Consider the following 17,562-nt stretch of genomic DNA (forward strand, 5'->3'; position numbering starts at 1 on the left):
AGGTGAATCGCGGTGCCTTCTTTCCGCAAAATGATAAACATACACATTTTTTGTCTTTTTTTGTTGAAAACTCCAGACCTCATGAAAGTTACTAAGTCTCTCCAAGTACCTGGTAATTTCCCCCTAAATCACAGGATCCACCACGGAAAGAAGGTACTGCGATTCACCTTGCTCTCAAAAAGAATGTATGAAGGCAGTTTGACCATAGAGGCTGCCGTCTGCCTTCCTTTATTTCTGATGCTGGCAGCGGCGCTGATGGAGCCAATACGCTGGCTCGACAGACAGAGGCAGATCCAGACAGTGACAGAGGAGTTCTGCGGAGAGCTGAGCCGGTACTATTTTGCGGCAGATCTGCTGCAAAAAGGAACCGAACTTCCGGAGGCTCCAGGAGATGAGGATCCTGATCTTCGGGCAGCTTATGACTGGCTGGGAAAAGTGGGAGATGCGGCTTCTGGTGCCGTCCTGTATGGAAAAATCAAAGCTGTTTTTCCGGAGGCAAACGGTATTTGGGTACGGAAGGCGGAAGTCCCGGATTCCGATGGCAACGTCTGTCTGGATGTTGAATATGGTGAGAAAATCCCGTTTTTTCCTGCTATAAATTCCGGGATCTCCATGCATGCGGCTGCTTTGAGGAGAGTGTGGATAGGGACGGAAGGGAAGCTTGAGAGTACCGCGGACAGTAATCAGGGCGGTACAGGAGATGAGGAGATGGTGTACGTTGGAAGCGGGATGGGAAAATATCATTTATATCGGGACTGCCACTACATTTCAAATGAATATAGAACCATCGACGCAGAGGCGGCAGACAGTACGAAAAATTCTGCCGGCAGGTATTATAAGCCGTGTGTCCGCTGCTGTAAAAATACGGCGGCAGGTGTCGTTTATGTGACCCAGGGAGGTGAACATTATCACGCAGATATGTCTTGCAGTGCAATGATATCCTATGTGAGAAAAGTTCCGCTTGAGGAAGTAGAGTATCTTGGCTGTTGTTCTGTGTGCAGGGAGAGGGGAGAAACCGGAAAATGAACATATTTTTTCTGTACCTTCTGTCGGCGGCTTGGCAGGATATGCGGTTTCACAGTATCAGCCGGGGATGTCTGCTTTTCTTCGGGGTAACAGGGATTTTCTTTCGAATTGGTTCAGGAGAAGAGTTATGGAGCTATATACTGTCTTCAGGAATTGGTGGAATGCTGCTTTTCTTAAGTACAATAACGGGAGGAGAGATTGGGAGAGGAGACGGATGGTTTTTCGCGGTTGCAGGTTTGTATCTGAAACTGGAAGAGAATCTGGTGCTTCTGCTATCCGGCCTCATTTTGTGCAGCATATACAGTTTATTCTGGATTGTTTTCGCAAGGATGCGAAATGGCCAGGCGGGAAAGAAACGGCTGCCGTTTCTCCCATTTCTGCTGCCGGCCGGACTCTGTCTGACTTTTTTGTAAAGCAGACAGGCATGGAGGCCAGTTTTACGGTGGAAGCTGCCCTGGTTATGGGAATTGTTTTATGGACGCTTGGTTTTGTGGTAAAGGAGGCCTATATTCTTCATGATGAAGTGACTGGGACAATGATTTTGCAGGAAGCGGTGGAAGTTGCCAGAACTAGGGCAGAAGAGGGCGCAGCGCAGGATATTTCGGAGCTGGCCGAAAAAAGAGGTAATCCTCGCTTATGGCTTGGCACATATGATGCAGAGTTGGAAATAGAGAATAAGAGTGTGAACGGCCGCGCGGCTGCCGGGGAATGGGAAAAACAAATTGAAATGAAACAGAGCTGTCCTGAAACTTTTTTAAGGCAAGTACAGGCGTTGTTGGAAAAGAGGGACGGAAAGAATGAAGATAACGGCGGAATATAGGCGGGAGATGAACCGGAATTATTTAATTATAAAACCGGAGGAGAATAAAACAGAACGGTACACAGAAAAAATGCTCCTTGAAAATGTGATATCAGGACTTCTTGCATTTCATGTGAAGAGAGTAGACGGCCAGGCACAGTTTTATTATGATATTACCTCAAAACAGCCGTTGGATCGGGTTCTGGGATACCGGAACTTAAATGGGGAGGAGATATACCGCCTTGTTTCAGATCTTTTATACACGTTAAAACAGCTTGAGCGGTATCTGCTGGATGAGAGCCGGCTGTGCCTGGAACCGGAATATATCTATGTAGAACCAGAATCTTTTCAGTGTTTTTTATGCCTGATTCCGGGATACCGTACAGATTTTATGGAGGCGTTTCGGAATCTGACGACATATCTGCTGAATCATATCAGCCATCGGGATACAAAAGCGGTTGTTCTTGCCTTTGGGATTTTTCAGGAAAGCAGAAAAGAAAATTTTGGACTGGATGCTATTGAACAGGTCATTCGCGCAGGGGAATATCAGGAAGAAGGAGAGGAAGAACAAGAAGAAGATAGAAAAAGTGAAAGCAGGGATTTGGAATGGACGCGGGATATTATCCGCGAAGAAACCGCGGTTCCGAAAAAAACAGAAGTCCTAAACACCGGACACAGCAAGAAGTACATATACAGTGGGGTTCTCGTGGTTCTCCTGGTTGGTTTAGCGGCCGCAGTATGGATACAGAAAGGGGATTTGCTCTATACGGTACAAAATTTCTGGCCGATGCTGCTTGCGGCTGTGCTTCTTCTCTGCGGTCTTGCTTTCGCTGTGTCAGCGGCGGCAGAACGGAGGGGCGGGGATGACGGGGAAGGAACTGAAGAAAAAAAGAAGAACGGGAAAGAAGAAAGCTGGGAAGTCAGATATTGGGAAGACGAGGACAGAGGACTGGAGACAGATACAGAACGTCAGGGGTATGCGGCTGTACGCAGGGCAGATGATATTTTGGGACGGCAGAGAAAACCGGAGACAAGAGAAGAATTCCCATACCAGAATGCCTTGATGGCAGAGTATGGGAAATGCGAAGAAGAGAGGGAACAGGAGGACGAATTTCAAACGGTTCTATTATCGGAGGGAGAGGCAGATAAGGATATCCGGCGCTTGATCCCTAAAAAAGGAGGAGAGGAAATAAAAATACGCTATTTCCCATTTATTATTGGTAAAAACGGAAATTTGGCGGATTACTGTCTGGAAAGCCCTGGGGTAAGCCGGCTTCACTTAAGAATCGACAGAACAGAAAATGGATTTTCCCTGACGGATCTGAATTCGACCAATGGGACAAAGGTTGGAGAACGGAAGCTTGAGGCTAATGAGACCTGTGAACTGAGAGTCGGAGAAACCATAGAAATTGCCGGACTGCAATTTCAATTCATGTAAAGTAAATGTAAGTATGAATAAGATATATTCAGATAAGAAAAGAAAAAGAACAGTTATGACTGTCCATTGATAAGCTTGAAGAAATATGCTATACTGTTCATAGCAAAATAAAGGAGGCAGAAGAACATGGAATATCCCTCCGACAGAAAAGCATATGTGAATGGCATATTGATTGCAGTAAATGTCCTGTATTTTTTGTATTTAGAGACAGCAGGTTCCACGGGTGATGTGTTTTTTATGTATCACAAAGGAGCGATGGAGGCCGCGGCAGTTCTCAAAGATCACGAATACTACCGCCTGTTTACTGCAATGTTCATGCATTTCGGTATTAACCACCTTATCAACAATATGCTGGTTCTGTTCGTGATTGGAGATAATCTGGAGAGGGCCCTGGGTCATGTGAAGTATCTGATTTTATACCTCTGCTGCGGTATTGGGGCAGGCTGGATCTCCCTGTATTTTCAGGAACCGGATGTGCTTACGGTATCGGCCGGTGCCTCCGGAGCAATATTTGGTGTAATAGGGGGACTGCTCTATGCAGTGGCGGTCAATAAAGGGAGATTAGAGGATCTAAGCACCAGGCAGTTGGTGGTTATGATTGCGTTTTCCCTGTACTTTGGATTTACCAGTGTTGGTATCGACAATGCCGCCCACATATCAGGCCTTGTTCTGGGAATTCTTTTTGGAGGTATCCTGTATCGGAAGCCCCGTAAGAAAAAGTGGAATGGAGAGATAGATTATGAGAGACGATAACTGTATCTTTTGTAAGATTGCAAATGGGGAGATTCCATCCTCAACAATATATGAGGACGACGATTTCCGTGTGATTCTGGATCTGGGGCCTGCGGCAAAGGGGCATGCGCTGATTCTTCCGAAAGAGCATTTTAAGGATGTCTGTGAACTGGACGAAAAGACAGCAGCCCGCGTTCTTCCTCTGGGAGCCAAAATCGGTACGGCGATGAAGAAATCCTTAGGATGTGCAGGCTTTAACCTGGTTCAGAATAACGGTGCGGCGGCCGGACAGACGGTCTTTCATTTCCATGTGCATATTATTCCGAGATACGAAGGCGGTCCTAAAATCGTGACTTGGACGCCGGGAGAAGAGGCACCGGAAATCCTTGCGGAGACGGCTGAAAAAATTAAAGAAGCATTAGAAATATAGTTTACAAAGGAGAATTTATGCGGCGCGAAGATGAAGAGCTGCTGCAAATGCTGATTGAAAAATATGCAAAACTGTATATGAAAATAGCGTTTGATAATGGCGTCCCTTATGCCGACGCGGAAGATGTGGTTATGGAAGCGTTCTGGGCGTATTATTCTTCCAGATATTTTCAGGAACTGAATGAGGCAGAGGCAAAAAGGATGCTGGCTTGTATCGTAAAACGGAGGAGTATTGATTTTTACAGGAAGAACAGTCATTATGAAAAGATAAGTCTGGAGTCAAACCCGGTGGAGAGCCTGACGAGGGAAGAACGGGCGTGCAGGGATCCGCTGGAAATGATCCTGCATGAAGAGAAGTATCAGATGGTACAGAACCGTATTGAGGGCATGAAAGCTGTCTGGAGAGAACCGGCACTTATGTATTTTATTGAAGGGTATGAGGAACCGGAAATCGCAGAAATGCTTGGAATTTCGGGAGCGGCGTGCCGCTCCCGGATATCAAGGGCCAGAAAAATGCTGAGGGAAAGGCTGGATCATTTCCGAGACTGAGAGCCTTCAGACGCCGCCTGATTGATGAGATCAATAATCGTATCAACAGCATTTGTAAGCGGACTTTTTTCCATGGCCTGAATGAATTGCCGCCTGTTTTCAAAGGTATGCTGAATGGCATCCAACAGTGTTTCATCAGAAAGCTTTTCTTCCTCCAGAACCGTTGAAAAGCCCTGCTTGGAGAATGAGGCGGCATTGAGGATTTGATCGCCGCGGCTTGCAGAGGCAGAAAGCGGGATCAGGATATTCGGCTTTCTGAGCGCGAGGATTTCGCAGATAGAGTTAGCCCCGGCTCGGGAAATGACCAGATCGGCAGCAGCAAATAAATGTTTTAAGGGATTGTCCACATATTCATACTGGACATATCCTGAAGTTCCGATCAGCGTTTCATCCAGATTTCCTTTTCCGCAGATATGGATGACCTGAAATTTTGCGAGAAGCCGGGGGAGTACCTGACGAACCGCTTGATTGACTTTGACGGAGCCTAAGCTGCCGCCGATAACCAGAAGGATCGGTTTGGCAGCAGAGAGATTCGTATATTGAAGTCCGGCAAGGCGGTCGCCTTTTAAAAGCTCTGAACGGATCGGTGATCCGGTTAAAACTGCTTTTTCCTGGGGAAGGTACTTCATAGTCTCCGGGAAATTGCAGCACACCTGTCTGGCAGATGGGATGCAAAGCTTATTTGCAAGGCCCGGTGTCATGTCGGATTCATGAATGATCGTTGGAATTTTATAATGTTTGGCGGCCAGGACGACGGGTACGGCAACAAATCCGCCTTTTGAAAAAATGACGTCAGGCTTATACTTTTTCAGAAGCCTTCTGGCCTCATAATAACCCTTCAGGACACGAACCGGGTCAGAAAAGTTCTTAAGATCAAAATAACGGCGCAGCTTTCCGGAGGATATCCCGTCATAAGGAATCCCGGCGTTTTCAATCAGCTTTCGCTCGATGCCGTTATAGGAACCAATGTAGCGGATGTCATAACCGTTCTCTCTGAGCGCGGGGAGAAGGGCAAGGTTTGGGGTAACATGTCCGGCAGTTCCGCCGCCGGTTAGAATAATGGTTTTCATATTTGATATGCCTCCCTGAATCTGCACATGCGTGCTGGCTAATTTAATAGTAACGGCTGAGGGAGAATTGTCAACCCCAAACCCGAAATTGCAGGCGGGGAATTGATAAAAGGTATCCATTCCTGAGGGAAGATATGAAACTGACGGCAGGAAGAACGGATATGGGAAATGAAAATTTTCAATTTTTGAAAAAAATCTGTCACAATTCAGAAAAAAATACGATTATATTTATAGGAGGATAAGCTGCCCTTTAAAATGAGACAGTTTTGGACGGTGCATCCGGCAGACCGGATGGCATTCGGTTTCCTCCAAAATGCAAAGCAGATATATAAAAAGGCCTTTTATATATAAATTCTTTGGAAAGGGGATGGTTTATGAAATAGTGCGGGATGTGTAAAGAATGCAGAAATAAAATTTTATAATGGATGACAGAATAAAGAGTGAAAGAGCCGTACGTCTCAGTAAATCTTTCTGCTGAGACGACGGCTCTCTAAACAAATTCGTAAATTAGGCCAGACCGTTTTCTTCTTTATACTGTCTGATAGCGCGTGCAAGCTGGTCGGGACATGATGTGGGGCGTGCGCCGCATTTAATTCCTTCCACTCTCTGGAGAACCTCGTCAATGTCCATGCCTTCTGCAAGTCTGGCAACTCCCTGAGTATTTCCGGAACATCCGCCTTTAAAGCGAACATTTACGCATTTATGATCTACAACGTCGAATGTAATTTCACGGGAACAAACTCCGTGTGTCTGGTACACCATTTCTTTTCCTCCATTCCAGGCGACAGAAACCTATCGCAACTCTAAGCTAATATCCACTGGATTATACATAATAAAAGTGTGATTTGTCAAGCGCGGCAAAGGAATTTTGCTTCGTCTGCGTAATGAGGTTTTTAGGGACAGGCATACAGGCCGGATGCTGGATCCGTGGGGCACCGCCGGATTTTATAGAAGCAGTCGCAAATGGTCAATGAAAAGGGGAAAAAAGCCATTGCCCGCCGGGAAAGACTTCATGTATAATAGAGGGCGGAAGGGGCGAAAGTGCCGGTGCTCCGCAAAAAAAGTAATCGAAAGAATTTCATGGTAAAAAGGAGAAAAATGATGCTGGGTATTATTGGTGCAATGGAGAACGAGATTGAGCAGCTCTGCGGCATGATGCCGGAGGTGACCGTGAAGACTGTGGCCGGGATGAAGTTCCGTGAGGGGAAGATTAAGGGAAAAGATGTTGTCGTTGTGCGCTCTGGAGTTGGAAAAGTCAATGCAGCAGTGTGCAGTCAGATTCTTGTGGATCATTATCATGTAGAGGGAATTCTGAATACGGGTATTGCAGGATCCCTGAACGAGGAAATCAACATTGGCGATATTGTGCTGTCCGTGGACGCAGTCCAGCATGATGTGGATGCACTGTCTTTTGGATATGAGCTGGGTCAGATTCCGCAGATGGACACGAAAGCGTTCAAGGCAGATGAGCGGCTTCTTCAGATCGGTCTGGAATGCTGCCAGCAGGCAAATCCGGATATCCGGACGTTTTCCGGCCGGATCGTGAGCGGCGATCAGTTTATCGGCGGCGGGGAAAAGAAAAAATGGCTGCGGGAGACGTTTCAGGGGGACTGCACGGAAATGGAGGGGGCAGCCATCGCACAGGCTGCGTATTTAAATCAGGTTCCTTTCCTGATCGTCCGGGCGATCTCTGATAAGGCTGACGACAGTGTTGCCGTAGATTATAAGACTTTTGAAGCTGCCGCTATCAGACATGCGGTTCGGCTTGTTGAAGCAATGCTGGAGAAGCTGTAAGCCGGGAAAATGCAGGGTGCCTGAGCTGTATTCTGAACCCCTTAAGAATCGAATTTCCCCGGTATTTGACGAACGATTTTTGGCTTCTGTATCTTCTCAAAAAAGTTCGAGGTGGTTATAATGGGAATCATCATCTGGAACAATCTGGAGAAGAAAGGGGAGCTTAATATGCTACAAGTTTTACAAACCGGAAAGGTGCTGTATGCACTGGCGGCGATCTGCGCGCTAGGGATCATCAGCAAACTACTGACGAGCAGCCTCTACAAAAGATTGATTAAAGAAACCGGCAACATGGCGCTTACAAAGAATAAGAATTTGAAAACGCTGAAGCAAAAGACCGAGAATGTGTTCCTTATTAACCACGGGATCCGCAATACGACTGCCTACATAGAAAAACAGATATATGGATTCCGTTTCCTGAAAATTTCGCTTGATAGCTGGGATAATTTTTCCATGCAGGCGATGATCCTGTGTTTCCTGACCGGTGGGATCGCGGCGTTTGCATCCTACTGGTACCGATGCGATTCCTATTATATCGTTCTTTACGGAGCAATGGGAATCCTTTCTGGTTTATTTATGATATTCGTGGATAACGGGGCGAACGTATCGGCGAAACGCCAGCAGCTTTCTGATTGTCTCGTGGATTATGTGGAAAATTCGCCTCATTTTTATAGAGCCGTGGACAGGGCAGAGGATGCGGCAGAAGCGGAGAAAAAAGAAAAGCTTTCCATATTGAAACCAACGAAAGCAAAAGTGCGTGAGATTCGTCGGGAAGAAGGAAAGACCGGAAAAGAACAGATAGAGCGGATGAGCGGGGAAGCGGAACCGTTTTTAGACGGGGATTCGGAAGATGAGGACAAAGGAAGAAAAGGACTTCTTCAGTCCGAGCGGGAGAAAGCAGGACAGAAAAAGGACGGAAAGCAGCAGGCGGAAAGGTCAGGCGGAAGATTCTCCCTGCTGTCGCGGAAGAAAGACGGAGAACGGGAATTTGCATCAGCAAATGGAAATGCTGAAATGACAGCCATGGAAAATGGGGACGAGCTGGAGAAGAGTATCCGTTATTTGAAGGAGAGCCTGGAGCAGATTGCAGCAAGCCGGGAAGCCGACAGGAAAGACGGCCTGAAAACCCAGGACAAGCAGTCGGGGGATAAGGCCAAGAGAACGCTGCATCCGGAGGAACTGAAATTGCTTGGCGAGATCCTGCAAGAGTATTTTTCTTAATCTTGCAGGAAGTAAAATGGCCGGCAGCATTGTAATGCCCGGCGGCAGATGGTATAATATTCACAGCGAGAATATTATACCTGCGCATTCTGGTTTCTGCGCTTGCCGCAGAAATCCAGGCGCTAAGTTCCGCCGGAGGCACCATGGCCGCCCAGCGGACATGGTATAATAAAGCTGTTGGAATTCGACACAAGAAAAGGAGAAGTAGCGATGAGCAAAGAATTGATTTTTGATTATTCAAAGGCATCTGATTTTATCCGGGAAGAAGAAATTGTCAATATGAAAGGCACGGTTCTGGAGGCCAAAAAAGTTCTGACAGAAAAAACAGGTGCAGGAAATGATTTCCTTGGCTGGATTGATCTGCCGGTTGATTATGACAAGGAAGAGTTCAGCAGAATCAAAAAGGCGGCGGCAAAGATACAGGAAGATTCCGATGTGCTGCTGGTAATCGGAATCGGCGGTTCTTATTTGGGAGCCAGAGCAGCAATCGAGTTCTTGTCTCACAGCTTTTATAATATGCTGCCTAAGAGCAGAAGAAAAACTCCGGAAATCTATTTTGTCGGCAACAGCATCAGCAGCAAATATATGCGTGATCTTCAGGATGTGCTGGAGGGCAAAGATTTCTCCATCAACATCATTTCAAAATCCGGCACAACGACGGAGCCGGCCATCGCCTTCCGTGTATTTAAGGAAATGCTGATTTCCAAATATGGGAGAGAAGAGGCGAATAAGAGAATCTATGCGACGACGGATAAAGCAAAGGGGGCCCTTAAGAATCTGGCAACGGAAGAAGGGTATGAGTCCTTTGTCGTACCGGATGACGTGGGCGGCCGTTTCTCTGTTCTGACGGCCGTGGGACTTCTGCCGATTGCAGTCAGCGGAGCTGACATTGACGGCTTGATGGAAGGCGCAGCCCACGCGAGAACGATTGCATTGGAAGCAGAATATGAAGAGAATCCGGCCCTTTTGTATGCGGCAGTCCGCAATATCCTGCTTAGAAAAGGAAAGCAGGTTGAAATCGTAGCAAATTATGAGCCGAGCCTTCATTATGTTTCTGAATGGTGGAAACAGCTTTATGGGGAAAGTGAAGGAAAAGACCAGCGCGGAATTTTCCCGGCAGCCGTAGACCTGACAACAGATCTGCACTCCATGGGCCAGTTTATCCAGGATGGTGCGCGTATCATGTTTGAGACAGTTCTCAATGTAGAAGAATCTCCGGCAGAAATTGTATTGCAGGAAGAGGAAGTGGATACGGACGGAATGAACTATCTGGCTGGCAGGAATGTGGATTTCGTGAACAAGAGTGCCATGAACGGCACCATTCTGGCACACACGGACGGCAACGTGCCGAACCTGATGGTGAAGATCCCGGCACAGGATGCATTCAGCCTGGGGCAGCTTTTCTATTTCTTTGAATTTGCATGCGGAATCAGCGGCTATATTTTAGGCGTGAATCCGTTTAATCAGCCTGGCGTAGAGAGCTATAAGAAAAATATGTTTGCTCTGCTTGGAAAGCCAGGCTATGAAGAAGCGCGGGAAGCGTTGTTAAAGAGGCTGTAATTGTAAATAAAGGAGCCGTTGCAAAATAGATGAGTAATCATCTATGGAGCAGCGGCTCCTTTTTTATGCCCTGAAAACAGAAAACGGACCCTGAAGAGCCCGTAATCCATGGTATAATAAGATATGACCAGTAAATTAAAATACCATAAAAATTATACCGAATTCGGTGAGCCTTATCAACTGGTTTTGCCATTAAATTTGGAAGGTTTGGTTCCTGATGATGATTCTGTTCGACTGCTGAGCCACGAATTGGAGGATTTAGATTACAGCTTGCTGTATCAGGCTTACTCTGCCAAAGGCAGAAATCCGGCAGTGGACCCAAAGACCATGTTCAAGATCCTGACTTATGCCTATTCCCAGAACATCTATTCATCCAGAAAAATTGAAACCGCATGCAGACGCGACATCAACTTTATGTGGCTGCTTGCCGGACAAAAAGCACCGGATCACAGCACCATTGCCCGTTTCCGAACCGGTTTTCTGGCAGATGCCTGTGAAAATCTGTTCTACCAGATGGTCTGCCGCCTGGAAGCAAGCGGAGAATTATCAAAAGAAACCGTATTTATTGATGGGACAAAACTGGAAGCCTGTGCCAATAAATATACCTTCGTCTGGAAGAAATCGGTGGGGAAATGGGAAGCAAAGATGTACGAACGGATTCAGGAGGCAGTCTGTCTTCTGAACCAGGATTATATCTGCGGGTTCCATGTGGGAGAGGAAAGCCGTACCCAGGATCTTCAGGAAATCTGCCGGTTTCTGGAAGAACGATGCCGTCTGGATGGGACGATTTTGGTACATGGAAGAGGAAAACGCAAAAGCCGGAATCAAAAATATCTGGAACTGTTCCGCCGGTTTCTGGAACGCCAGACGATCTATGACTGGCATACAGCTAGTTTCCAGGGCCGGAATAACTACTGCAAGACGGATCCGGATGCCACTTTTATGCACATGAAGGATGATCATATGAGGAATGCCCAGCTGAAACCTGGATATAACGTCCAGATCGCAGTGGACAGCGAATACATTGTGGCAGCTGGGATTTTTCAGGATCGGAATGATGTATGGACACTGGTGCCGTTTCTGAAAAACATGGAAGTGAACCTGGGATTTCGATATCCCAGTGTGACTGCGGATTCGGGGTATGAAAGCGAAGAGGCTTATGAATATCTGAAAAGCCAGGGTCAGATCCCTTACATCAAACCGCAGACCTACGAAAAATGGAAAAAGAGAAGTTTTAAGAAAGACATCAGCAAACGGGAAAATATGGCGTATAAGGAAGAGACAGACACCTACACCTGCCATGCAGGAAAAACACTGAGAGAAGTGTTTAAAAAGAAGCAGAAAAGCAAAAGCGGCTATCCGTCCGAGGTAACAGTATATGAATGTGAGGATTGCGGCGGATGTCCGTATAAGAAAAAATGTACGAGGGCAAAGGGAAATAAGAGGCTGTATCTTTCCAAAAACTTTTTGAAAAAGCGTCGGGAATCTTATGAGAACATCATAAGCGAAAAAGGGATCCAGTATCGGACAAACCGTTCGATTCAAGTAGAAGGAGCCTTTGGGGTGTTGAAAAACGATTATGAATTCCAGAGATTTCTGCTGAGAGGGAAAACGAAGGTAAAACTGGAGATCCTTCTGCTGTGCCTGGGGTATAATCTGAATAAATTGCATGCTAAGATCCAAAATGGCCGGACAGGAAGCCATCTGTTTGAAGTAAAAACTGCATAGAAAAATCATAAAACCGAAAGGTTTTATTAAAGTACGGCAAAAATCCGGCGATCTGCTCTGAAACCAGAGGGAGCGCCGGATTTTTTGCTGTAACGAGCGGAAGTGCCGCTCAATCATCTATTTTGATGATTTTGCGACACTCCCTTTTCTGTCGTTAGTCGTTTTTTTCTTCTGTGCCGGCAACAAGACGGTCAAAATCACTTTGATACAGACGATCTTGAATGACACGGTACTGCTCAAATTCACTTTCTGCAAAGGTTTTTGCGATTGCGGCTGTAACTTTACCTTTGTTTTGTAAGACTTCCGCATCGTTGAATTGCAGGAATGCATCCAGTTTGGAAGCCCAATCTGCCATCGTCATGGGAATATGCCGACGTGCCTGTCTTGTAGCGTAGTCCAAATACATCGTAACGATTTCGTTAAGCTCCTGTATTTCACCCTTGGATAAGTAATTTTTTGCAATCGACACATCTGCTTTTACGATTTTTCCATCAGGAGCGTTGCGCCATGAGGTTAATCCCATATGTTTTTTTGTGTGGTCTGCTCTTGCTACAATGACTTCCGCTGCGGTATTTCTGTGAACGGCATAGTGCATCTTATTCTGTACTGTCGCAAAGAAATCTTTCGTGATTTGGCTATCAAAGGAATAATCGACGGCAGTAGCATAGATGTCTGTAATCTTTTGATAGAAACGGCGCTCACTGGCTCGAATCTCTTGTATCTCAGAAATTAAGTGATCAAAATAATCCTCATCGAAGATTTGACCGTTAATCAATCTGCTCTTATCTAAAACATACCCTTGCTTCGTAAAGGTATCCAGCACTTTTGTTGCCCATTGCCTGAATTGTGTTGCCCTGCCGGAGTTTACACGGTAGCCAACGGCAATTATGGCAGATAGCGAATAAAACTTATATTGATAGGTTTTTCCGTTATCCGCAACTTGTGCAAAATTTGCACAAGTTGATTCCTCGGACAATTCGCCGCTTTCATAGATGTTTTTCAAATGTTTTGTGACAACGCTTCTGTCTACATCGAAAAGCTGTCCAATCGCTTTTTGTGTCAGCCATACATCATGATCCTGAACACGAACTTCAATACCATCCTCGTGGGCATCCTTTGTAAAGACAAGAAAATCCACCGTGCTGTTTCGGATCTGCAACTTTGTATTCTTGTTTTCAGCCATTATGTATCACCATCCAATCATTCCTTATCGGAGCTGTTTTTTCTCGCTCTACTTTTATAAACATTATGCTTATTCTTGCACTGAGGGCTGCAAAACACAGCACTTGGTCTGCTTGCGACAAAGGCTTTGGTACAATGCCTGCAAAGCTTAATCGGGTTTTCGCTATCGGTCAGCATAAAGCTGAACATCATCTGCCGGGTTTTATCGTTCAGGGTATCATAATCTTCATGTATTGTAACCTAGATAACTTCAATTTATATTATCCATTATACGATTTCTTTTCCCATGAATCAATCTCCGTCATATTTTCTTCTAAAAATCTTTCTCTAATAAGGTCATTAGTGGCTGCTTTTCCAGCGCATCGTTCAGCGCATCCGGGAAAAAGAGTTCATTGGCAGATGTCCCGTAATCAAGAGGAACATCATCACCGCTTCTGCTGGGTTCATGATAGCGTTCTCTGCGCTCCCGGTTGGCGTCTAGCCTGTCCCACCATGCAATCACATTTTCAAACGCCCGCTGTGTTCTGGCGGAATCCTCCAATCGTACAAGGGCTTCTGCTCGCAGCTCTCGTTTGAGTTTCTTACGTTCTGGTTCTTCCTCGTCAGTACCATCCTCAAAAGGATGTTCCTCGGCATCAGCTTCCAGTTCTTCGATGAGTTGTTCGTCTTTTTCGATCTGCCGCATGGCTTGTTCGGATAATTCGGTTTCTTTGGTATCCGTATTATTGTCAGCAAGAACAACTTGGTTCTTCCGTTTCCTTCGCTTCTTTTCGGGAAGATCGTCAGCGGGTTCTTCTTCGTCATCGACCCAAAGGGCATTTTCTTCGTCATCGACTATGTAATCGGAATCGTCCGCATCATATTCATCTTCATAGTCAGTATCTTCCTCATAAAAGCTGTCATGTTTATATCTTTCGGGATCGTCGAACACCACAGACACCTCCCTTCAAAAATATTTTTGAAAATTTCTTGGATTCTCCGTAAAAACAGTTCCGCTAAGTACCCTGTATTTCTCCTATTAGTGAGTAGGTAATTTATTTTGTCTATTATTAGATTACAAAAGCAGATGTTGGAGGAATGCGCTCGCCGGAACAGACTTCCGAACCCCACCCACTTCACTTATGATAGTATTTCTGGAACCCGCTTTAACCGGCCCGGTTTTCTGGGATAACTCCGACCGCTGCAAAGGATGTAAAGTACATGGACATGAGAGCTATGCGGGAAGAACCTAAAGCGGTGGAACAGTTGAAAAGGCCGCCGACCACCTTGCCAGCCAGGAACAGAACAGACCAAAGACCGGGAGTCGGAGCGGTAAAGACTGCGGCGTTTCAGTACCTCCTGCGAAGGGCGTCGCGTTTCACGAAGTACCCTTGTACAGAAAAACCGCCGTACAGGTTTCCCCATACGGCGGCAATCCGCTCATTTATCGAACAAGTCGCTGTGCGTCCCGGTGCGAGCCAGTGTCAGCACCAGCACATCATCTTCAATACGGTAGATGAGTAGCCAGTCTGGGAGAATGTGACATTCCCGGTGGCCTACCCAATCGCCGGACAAATCATGATCGCGGTTTTTTTCTGGTAGCGGTTGGCCCATTGCAAGCAACGCCACCACCTGTTCCAGCAATTCGATTTTCAGACCGCGCTTGATTGCCCGTTTGTAGTCCTTTTTAAAACTCGTCGTGTACTTGACAGTGTACTTTGTTTTCCTCATCTTTTCAGGTCAGCAAACAACTCGTCTAGGTCATTGTAACCCTTTACGGACGAGTCTTTTGCAATCCTTTCCGCTTCCAGCATGGCAGCAAGCGTTTCTTTGTTGGGCTGTTCCAGTTTCACTTCAAAGGGAATACCGCCTTCACGAAGGGACTGGCGCACAAAGATGTTGAACGCCGTAGACAAATTCATGCCGAGTTCCGCAAACAGGGCATCGGCCTGTGCTTTCAAATCCGCGTCCATGCGGATACTGATGTTTGTGGTATTTCCAGCCATATCATCAACCCCTTTCTGCTGGCACTTTTAGTATATGCTATTTGCACGAAGAAAACAATACTATGCACGAAAATTTAATTCTAAATTCATCAAAAGAGATCATTGCTTGGGTAAATAGCAATCTGAGAGTCCCGTTTGTAATCCAAGAATCTCTTTTTGTAATTTAAAATCCTGTTTTGTAAGTGAGATTCCCATTTTGTAAATGAAACTCCCGTTTTGTAAGCGAGATTCCCAGATTTTCATTCACACATAGATATAGAATAATACGTTCAGCAGTAAGTTTCTGGGCGGAAGAATAAGTCTGTTTTGGACAGATGAAAGATAGAAAATGTGAGCCGCCGCGTCTAAAGTGTTAAAATAGTTCACCAATAGTTCACCAGCGTGGTAGGATCATAAAAAATATGCAGTGTTTATCAGGCTTTCAGGGATATTCGCTCTGGGTCTGCAACACCCTTATCACCGGTTCAAATCCGGTCGTCGCCTCTTTGAGGAATCACAGGAATGTGGTTCCTTTTTTCTTTTGAAAAAAGAATGATTTATTCAGCGAGCCATCTCTATATCTCTAAATACGCCTTTTCTTCCTCCCATGTTCATATCCCGCAAAGAACGCGCCTCTCATATTGACAGCTCTCTCCCCTATCTGTATAATGTCCCTATATTCTTACAGGAGGAAGCTACATAACAATCATGGACGACACTGACACTGAGGACAGCGACGCCGACCGAAATAATAACAGAAATAATACAGGCATAGACCAGTCCCCTTTTTCACGGGGGCCGCTGGACTATGCCTTTTTTGTTCCATATCCCTACATATGGAATAAAGAGCCATCCAGCGAGGCATCCTCCGATGCAGAGAATCCTGAAAGAAAATGGAGGTTGATTTGAAAATAGAAAAACGATTGAGATTTATTATCAATGTGGCATACTTTGCCATACTGGCGGCTGCGGCATTCCTTTTGCTGCGGTACGGCCTTCCGGCGCTGATGCCGTTTGTGCTGGCCTTTCTTTTGGCCTACTGCCTGAAGCGGCCAATCCGGTTCCTGGCGGAAAAGCTCAGGCTCGGCCGCCGGGCAGCGGCGCTTCTGACGGTGCTTTTGTTTTACGGAACCATCGGGCTGTTTCTGGCATTTTTATCGGTGCGGGCCATTTCGGGCGTGAGCCAGTTTATCGTGAACCTGCCGGGACTTTATGCGGAGTACGCAGAGCCGGTTCTGACATCCTTTTTTGAGAGCGCAGAGGAATTCTTCCTGTACCAGGATCCGGAGCTTTTAAATCAGCTGAATGCGGTTTGGGAGCAGTTTTTGAATTCCCTTGGACAGCAGGTAACGGGACTTTCAGTGGAGGTCATGGGAGTTCTGTCTGGCATGGCGTCCTCCCTGCCGGCGTTCTTTATCCGGCTGGTGTTAATGATTATCGCAAGCTTCTTTATCGCCATGGACTATGATGCGCTGACCGGCTTCTGTATGGATCAGATGAGCGGGAGGACGAAGAAGATTTTTCTCCAGATAAAAGAGTATGTGGTGGGGACGCTGTTTGTGTGCATCCGGTCGTATGCCTTAATCATGTCCATCACCTTCGTGGAGCTGGCGGTGGGGCTTACGCTTATCGGCGTCGAGTATTCGGTTGCGATTGCTCTGTTTATCGCCGTGTTTGACATTCTGCCGGTACTCGGGACGGGCGGCATCATGATTCCGTGGGTGATCCTGGAGGCGTTCCGCGGAGATCTCGCCCTTGCGGTTCGGCTGCTGATCGTCTATGTGGCAATTACGGTAATCCGGAATATTCTGGAGCCTAAAATTGTTGGAAGCCAGATCGGCCTGCATCCGGTGGTGACGCTTGCCAGCATGTTCCTTGGGGCACAGCTTTTCGGCGTCATCGGCCTGTTTGGATTTCCCATCGGCCTTTCGCTCCTGCGCCACCTGAATGACACAGGGACGGTGCAGCTTTTTAAGAAGCCGGGGGAAGGGAAAACCGGTACAAAAATAAAAGAACAAAATGAGTCATTGAGTTAAGAGAGGAGATAATTTTGGAAGATTCAGTATTGTT

17 protein-coding genes and 1 pseudogene are annotated in these 17,562 nt (G+C 46.3%); 12 read left to right on the plus strand and 6 right to left on the minus strand.

Annotation, left to right across the window (positions count from 1 at the left end; genetic code table 11):
• Nucleotides 1–12: 12 nt before the first annotated feature.
• From KE531_08905 to KE531_08935, 7 genes are all read left to right on the plus strand, one after another.
• On the plus strand, nt 13–1,026 hold the full coding sequence (locus KE531_08905) for a pilus assembly protein (GenBank protein ID MBR9953726.1): 1,014 nt from the start codon (nt 13–15) through the stop codon (nt 1,024–1,026).
• A complete protein-coding gene (locus KE531_08910; protein MBR9953727.1) occupies nt 1,023–1,439 on the plus strand; it encodes a prepilin peptidase in 417 nt (138 codons plus the stop codon). Before KE531_08905 ends, KE531_08910 begins: the two co-directional genes overlap by 4 nt.
• Before the next feature lie 11 nt (nt 1,440–1,450).
• The gene (locus tag KE531_08915) at nt 1,451–1,846 is read left to right on the plus strand and encodes a hypothetical protein (GenBank protein ID MBR9953728.1); all 396 of its coding nucleotides are present in this window, start codon (nt 1,451–1,453) and stop codon (nt 1,844–1,846) included.
• On the plus strand, nt 1,824–3,263 hold the full coding sequence (locus KE531_08920; protein ID MBR9953729.1) for an FHA domain-containing protein: 1,440 nt from the start codon (nt 1,824–1,826) through the stop codon (nt 3,261–3,263). The genes KE531_08915 and KE531_08920 overlap by 23 nt, the downstream gene beginning before the upstream one ends.
• Nucleotides 3,264–3,389: 126 nt before the next feature.
• Nucleotides 3,390–4,016: a rhomboid family intramembrane serine protease gene (locus KE531_08925; GenBank protein MBR9953730.1), complete on the plus strand. Its 627-nt coding sequence runs from the start codon at nt 3,390–3,392 to the stop codon at nt 4,014–4,016.
• Entirely contained in the window at nt 4,003–4,425 is a 423-nt protein-coding gene (locus KE531_08930; GenBank protein ID MBR9953731.1) for an HIT family protein, read from the plus strand. Before KE531_08925 ends, KE531_08930 begins: the two co-directional genes overlap by 14 nt.
• A gap of 17 nt (nt 4,426–4,442) precedes the next feature.
• Nucleotides 4,443–4,973: a sigma-70 family RNA polymerase sigma factor gene (locus tag KE531_08935; protein MBR9953732.1), complete on the plus strand. Its 531-nt coding sequence runs from the start codon at nt 4,443–4,445 to the stop codon at nt 4,971–4,973.
• On the opposite strand, the gene KE531_08940 is transcribed toward KE531_08935, so the two are convergent.
• Nucleotides 4,958–6,043 (minus strand): undecaprenyldiphospho-muramoylpentapeptide beta-N-acetylglucosaminyltransferase, encoded by a 1,086-nt coding sequence (locus tag KE531_08940; GenBank protein ID MBR9953733.1) that lies wholly within the window; start codon nt 6,041–6,043, stop codon nt 4,958–4,960. The two genes, KE531_08935 and KE531_08940, sit on opposite strands and share 16 nt — an antisense overlap.
• 507 nt (nt 6,044–6,550) lie before the next feature.
• Complete coding sequence (locus tag KE531_08945; protein MBR9953734.1) at nt 6,551–6,805, minus strand: TIGR03905 family TSCPD domain-containing protein; 255 nt, start codon at nt 6,803–6,805, stop codon at nt 6,551–6,553.
• Between the two features lie 339 nt (nt 6,806–7,144).
• Here KE531_08945 and KE531_08950 point away from each other — a divergent pair, with 339 nt between their 5' ends.
• From KE531_08950 to KE531_08965, 4 genes are all read left to right on the plus strand, one after another.
• Nucleotides 7,145–7,837 carry a 5'-methylthioadenosine/adenosylhomocysteine nucleosidase gene (locus tag KE531_08950; protein ID MBR9953735.1) on the plus strand — a complete coding sequence of 231 codons (693 nt, stop codon included), beginning with the start codon at nt 7,145–7,147 and terminating at the stop codon, nt 7,835–7,837.
• A 168-nt stretch (nt 7,838–8,005) separates the two neighbouring features.
• Nucleotides 8,006–9,058, plus strand: a complete 1,053-nt coding sequence (locus KE531_08955; protein MBR9953736.1) for a hypothetical protein — start codon at nt 8,006–8,008, stop codon at nt 9,056–9,058.
• 210 nt (nt 9,059–9,268) lie between these two features.
• A complete protein-coding gene (locus KE531_08960; GenBank protein MBR9953737.1) occupies nt 9,269–10,618 on the plus strand; it encodes a glucose-6-phosphate isomerase in 1,350 nt (449 codons plus the stop codon).
• A 123-nt stretch (nt 10,619–10,741) separates the two neighbouring features.
• Entirely contained in the window at nt 10,742–12,346 is a 1,605-nt protein-coding gene (locus KE531_08965) for an IS1182 family transposase (GenBank protein ID MBR9953738.1), read from the plus strand.
• Nucleotides 12,347–12,500: 154 nt separating this feature from the next.
• Here KE531_08965 and KE531_08970 read toward each other — a convergent pair whose 3' ends face one another.
• The 4 genes and pseudogenes from KE531_08970 to KE531_08985 all read right to left on the minus strand — a co-directional run bounded on the left by KE531_08970 (nt 12,501) and on the right by KE531_08985 (nt 15,513).
• A complete protein-coding gene (locus KE531_08970; protein MBR9953739.1) occupies nt 12,501–13,529 on the minus strand; it encodes a virulence RhuM family protein in 1,029 nt (342 codons plus the stop codon).
• A gap of 345 nt (nt 13,530–13,874) precedes the next feature.
• Nucleotides 13,875–14,459 (minus strand): annotated as a pseudogene (locus tag KE531_08975) (hypothetical protein).
• 488 nt (nt 14,460–14,947) lie between these two features.
• Nucleotides 14,948–15,238, minus strand: a complete 291-nt coding sequence (locus KE531_08980) for a type II toxin-antitoxin system YafQ family toxin (GenBank protein MBR9953740.1) — start codon at nt 15,236–15,238, stop codon at nt 14,948–14,950.
• Complete coding sequence (locus tag KE531_08985) at nt 15,235–15,513, minus strand: type II toxin-antitoxin system RelB/DinJ family antitoxin (protein MBR9953741.1); 279 nt, start codon at nt 15,511–15,513, stop codon at nt 15,235–15,237. Before KE531_08985 ends, KE531_08980 begins: the two co-directional genes overlap by 4 nt.
• Nucleotides 15,514–16,397: 884 nt before the next feature.
• Here KE531_08985 and ytvI point away from each other — a divergent pair.
• Nucleotides 16,398–17,528: a sporulation integral membrane protein YtvI gene (gene ytvI / locus KE531_08990; protein MBR9953742.1), complete on the plus strand. Its 1,131-nt coding sequence runs from the start codon at nt 16,398–16,400 to the stop codon at nt 17,526–17,528.
• The last annotated feature ends 34 nt before the right edge of the window (nt 17,529–17,562 follow it).

This window comes from Eubacteriaceae bacterium Marseille-Q4139 (assembly GCA_018223415.1).
GTDB lineage: Bacteria > Bacillota > Clostridia > Lachnospirales > Lachnospiraceae > CABSIM01.

What these genes read in the sequence shown, in the direction of transcription:
- KE531_08945 (MBR9953734.1), bottom strand. Translation starts at nt 6,805, where the DNA reads ATGGTGTACCAGACACACGGAGTTTGTTCCCGTGAAATTACATTCGAC.
- KE531_08940 (MBR9953733.1), bottom strand. Translation starts at nt 6,043, where the DNA reads ATGAAAACCATTATTCTAACCGGCGGCGGAACTGCCGGACATGTTACC.
- KE531_08935 (MBR9953732.1), top strand. Translation starts at nt 4,443, where the DNA reads ATGCGGCGCGAAGATGAAGAGCTGCTGCAAATGCTGATTGAAAAATAT.
- KE531_08925 (MBR9953730.1), top strand. Translation starts at nt 3,390, where the DNA reads ATGGAATATCCCTCCGACAGAAAAGCATATGTGAATGGCATATTGATT.
- KE531_08965 (MBR9953738.1), top strand. Translation starts at nt 10,742, where the DNA reads ATGACCAGTAAATTAAAATACCATAAAAATTATACCGAATTCGGTGAG.
- KE531_08980 (MBR9953740.1), bottom strand. Translation starts at nt 15,238, where the DNA reads ATGAGGAAAACAAAGTACACTGTCAAGTACACGACGAGTTTTAAAAAG.
- KE531_08920 (MBR9953729.1), top strand. Translation starts at nt 1,824, where the DNA reads ATGAAGATAACGGCGGAATATAGGCGGGAGATGAACCGGAATTATTTA.
- KE531_08970 (MBR9953739.1), bottom strand. Translation starts at nt 13,529, where the DNA reads ATGGCTGAAAACAAGAATACAAAGTTGCAGATCCGAAACAGCACGGTG.
- KE531_08955 (MBR9953736.1), top strand. Translation starts at nt 8,006, where the DNA reads ATGCTACAAGTTTTACAAACCGGAAAGGTGCTGTATGCACTGGCGGCG.
- KE531_08950 (MBR9953735.1), top strand. Translation starts at nt 7,145, where the DNA reads ATGCTGGGTATTATTGGTGCAATGGAGAACGAGATTGAGCAGCTCTGC.
- KE531_08930 (MBR9953731.1), top strand. Translation starts at nt 4,003, where the DNA reads ATGAGAGACGATAACTGTATCTTTTGTAAGATTGCAAATGGGGAGATT.
- KE531_08960 (MBR9953737.1), top strand. Translation starts at nt 9,269, where the DNA reads ATGAGCAAAGAATTGATTTTTGATTATTCAAAGGCATCTGATTTTATC.
- KE531_08915 (MBR9953728.1), top strand. Translation starts at nt 1,451, where the DNA reads ATGGAGGCCAGTTTTACGGTGGAAGCTGCCCTGGTTATGGGAATTGTT.
- KE531_08910 (MBR9953727.1), top strand. Translation starts at nt 1,023, where the DNA reads ATGAACATATTTTTTCTGTACCTTCTGTCGGCGGCTTGGCAGGATATG.
- KE531_08985 (MBR9953741.1), bottom strand. Translation starts at nt 15,513, where the DNA reads ATGGCTGGAAATACCACAAACATCAGTATCCGCATGGACGCGGATTTG.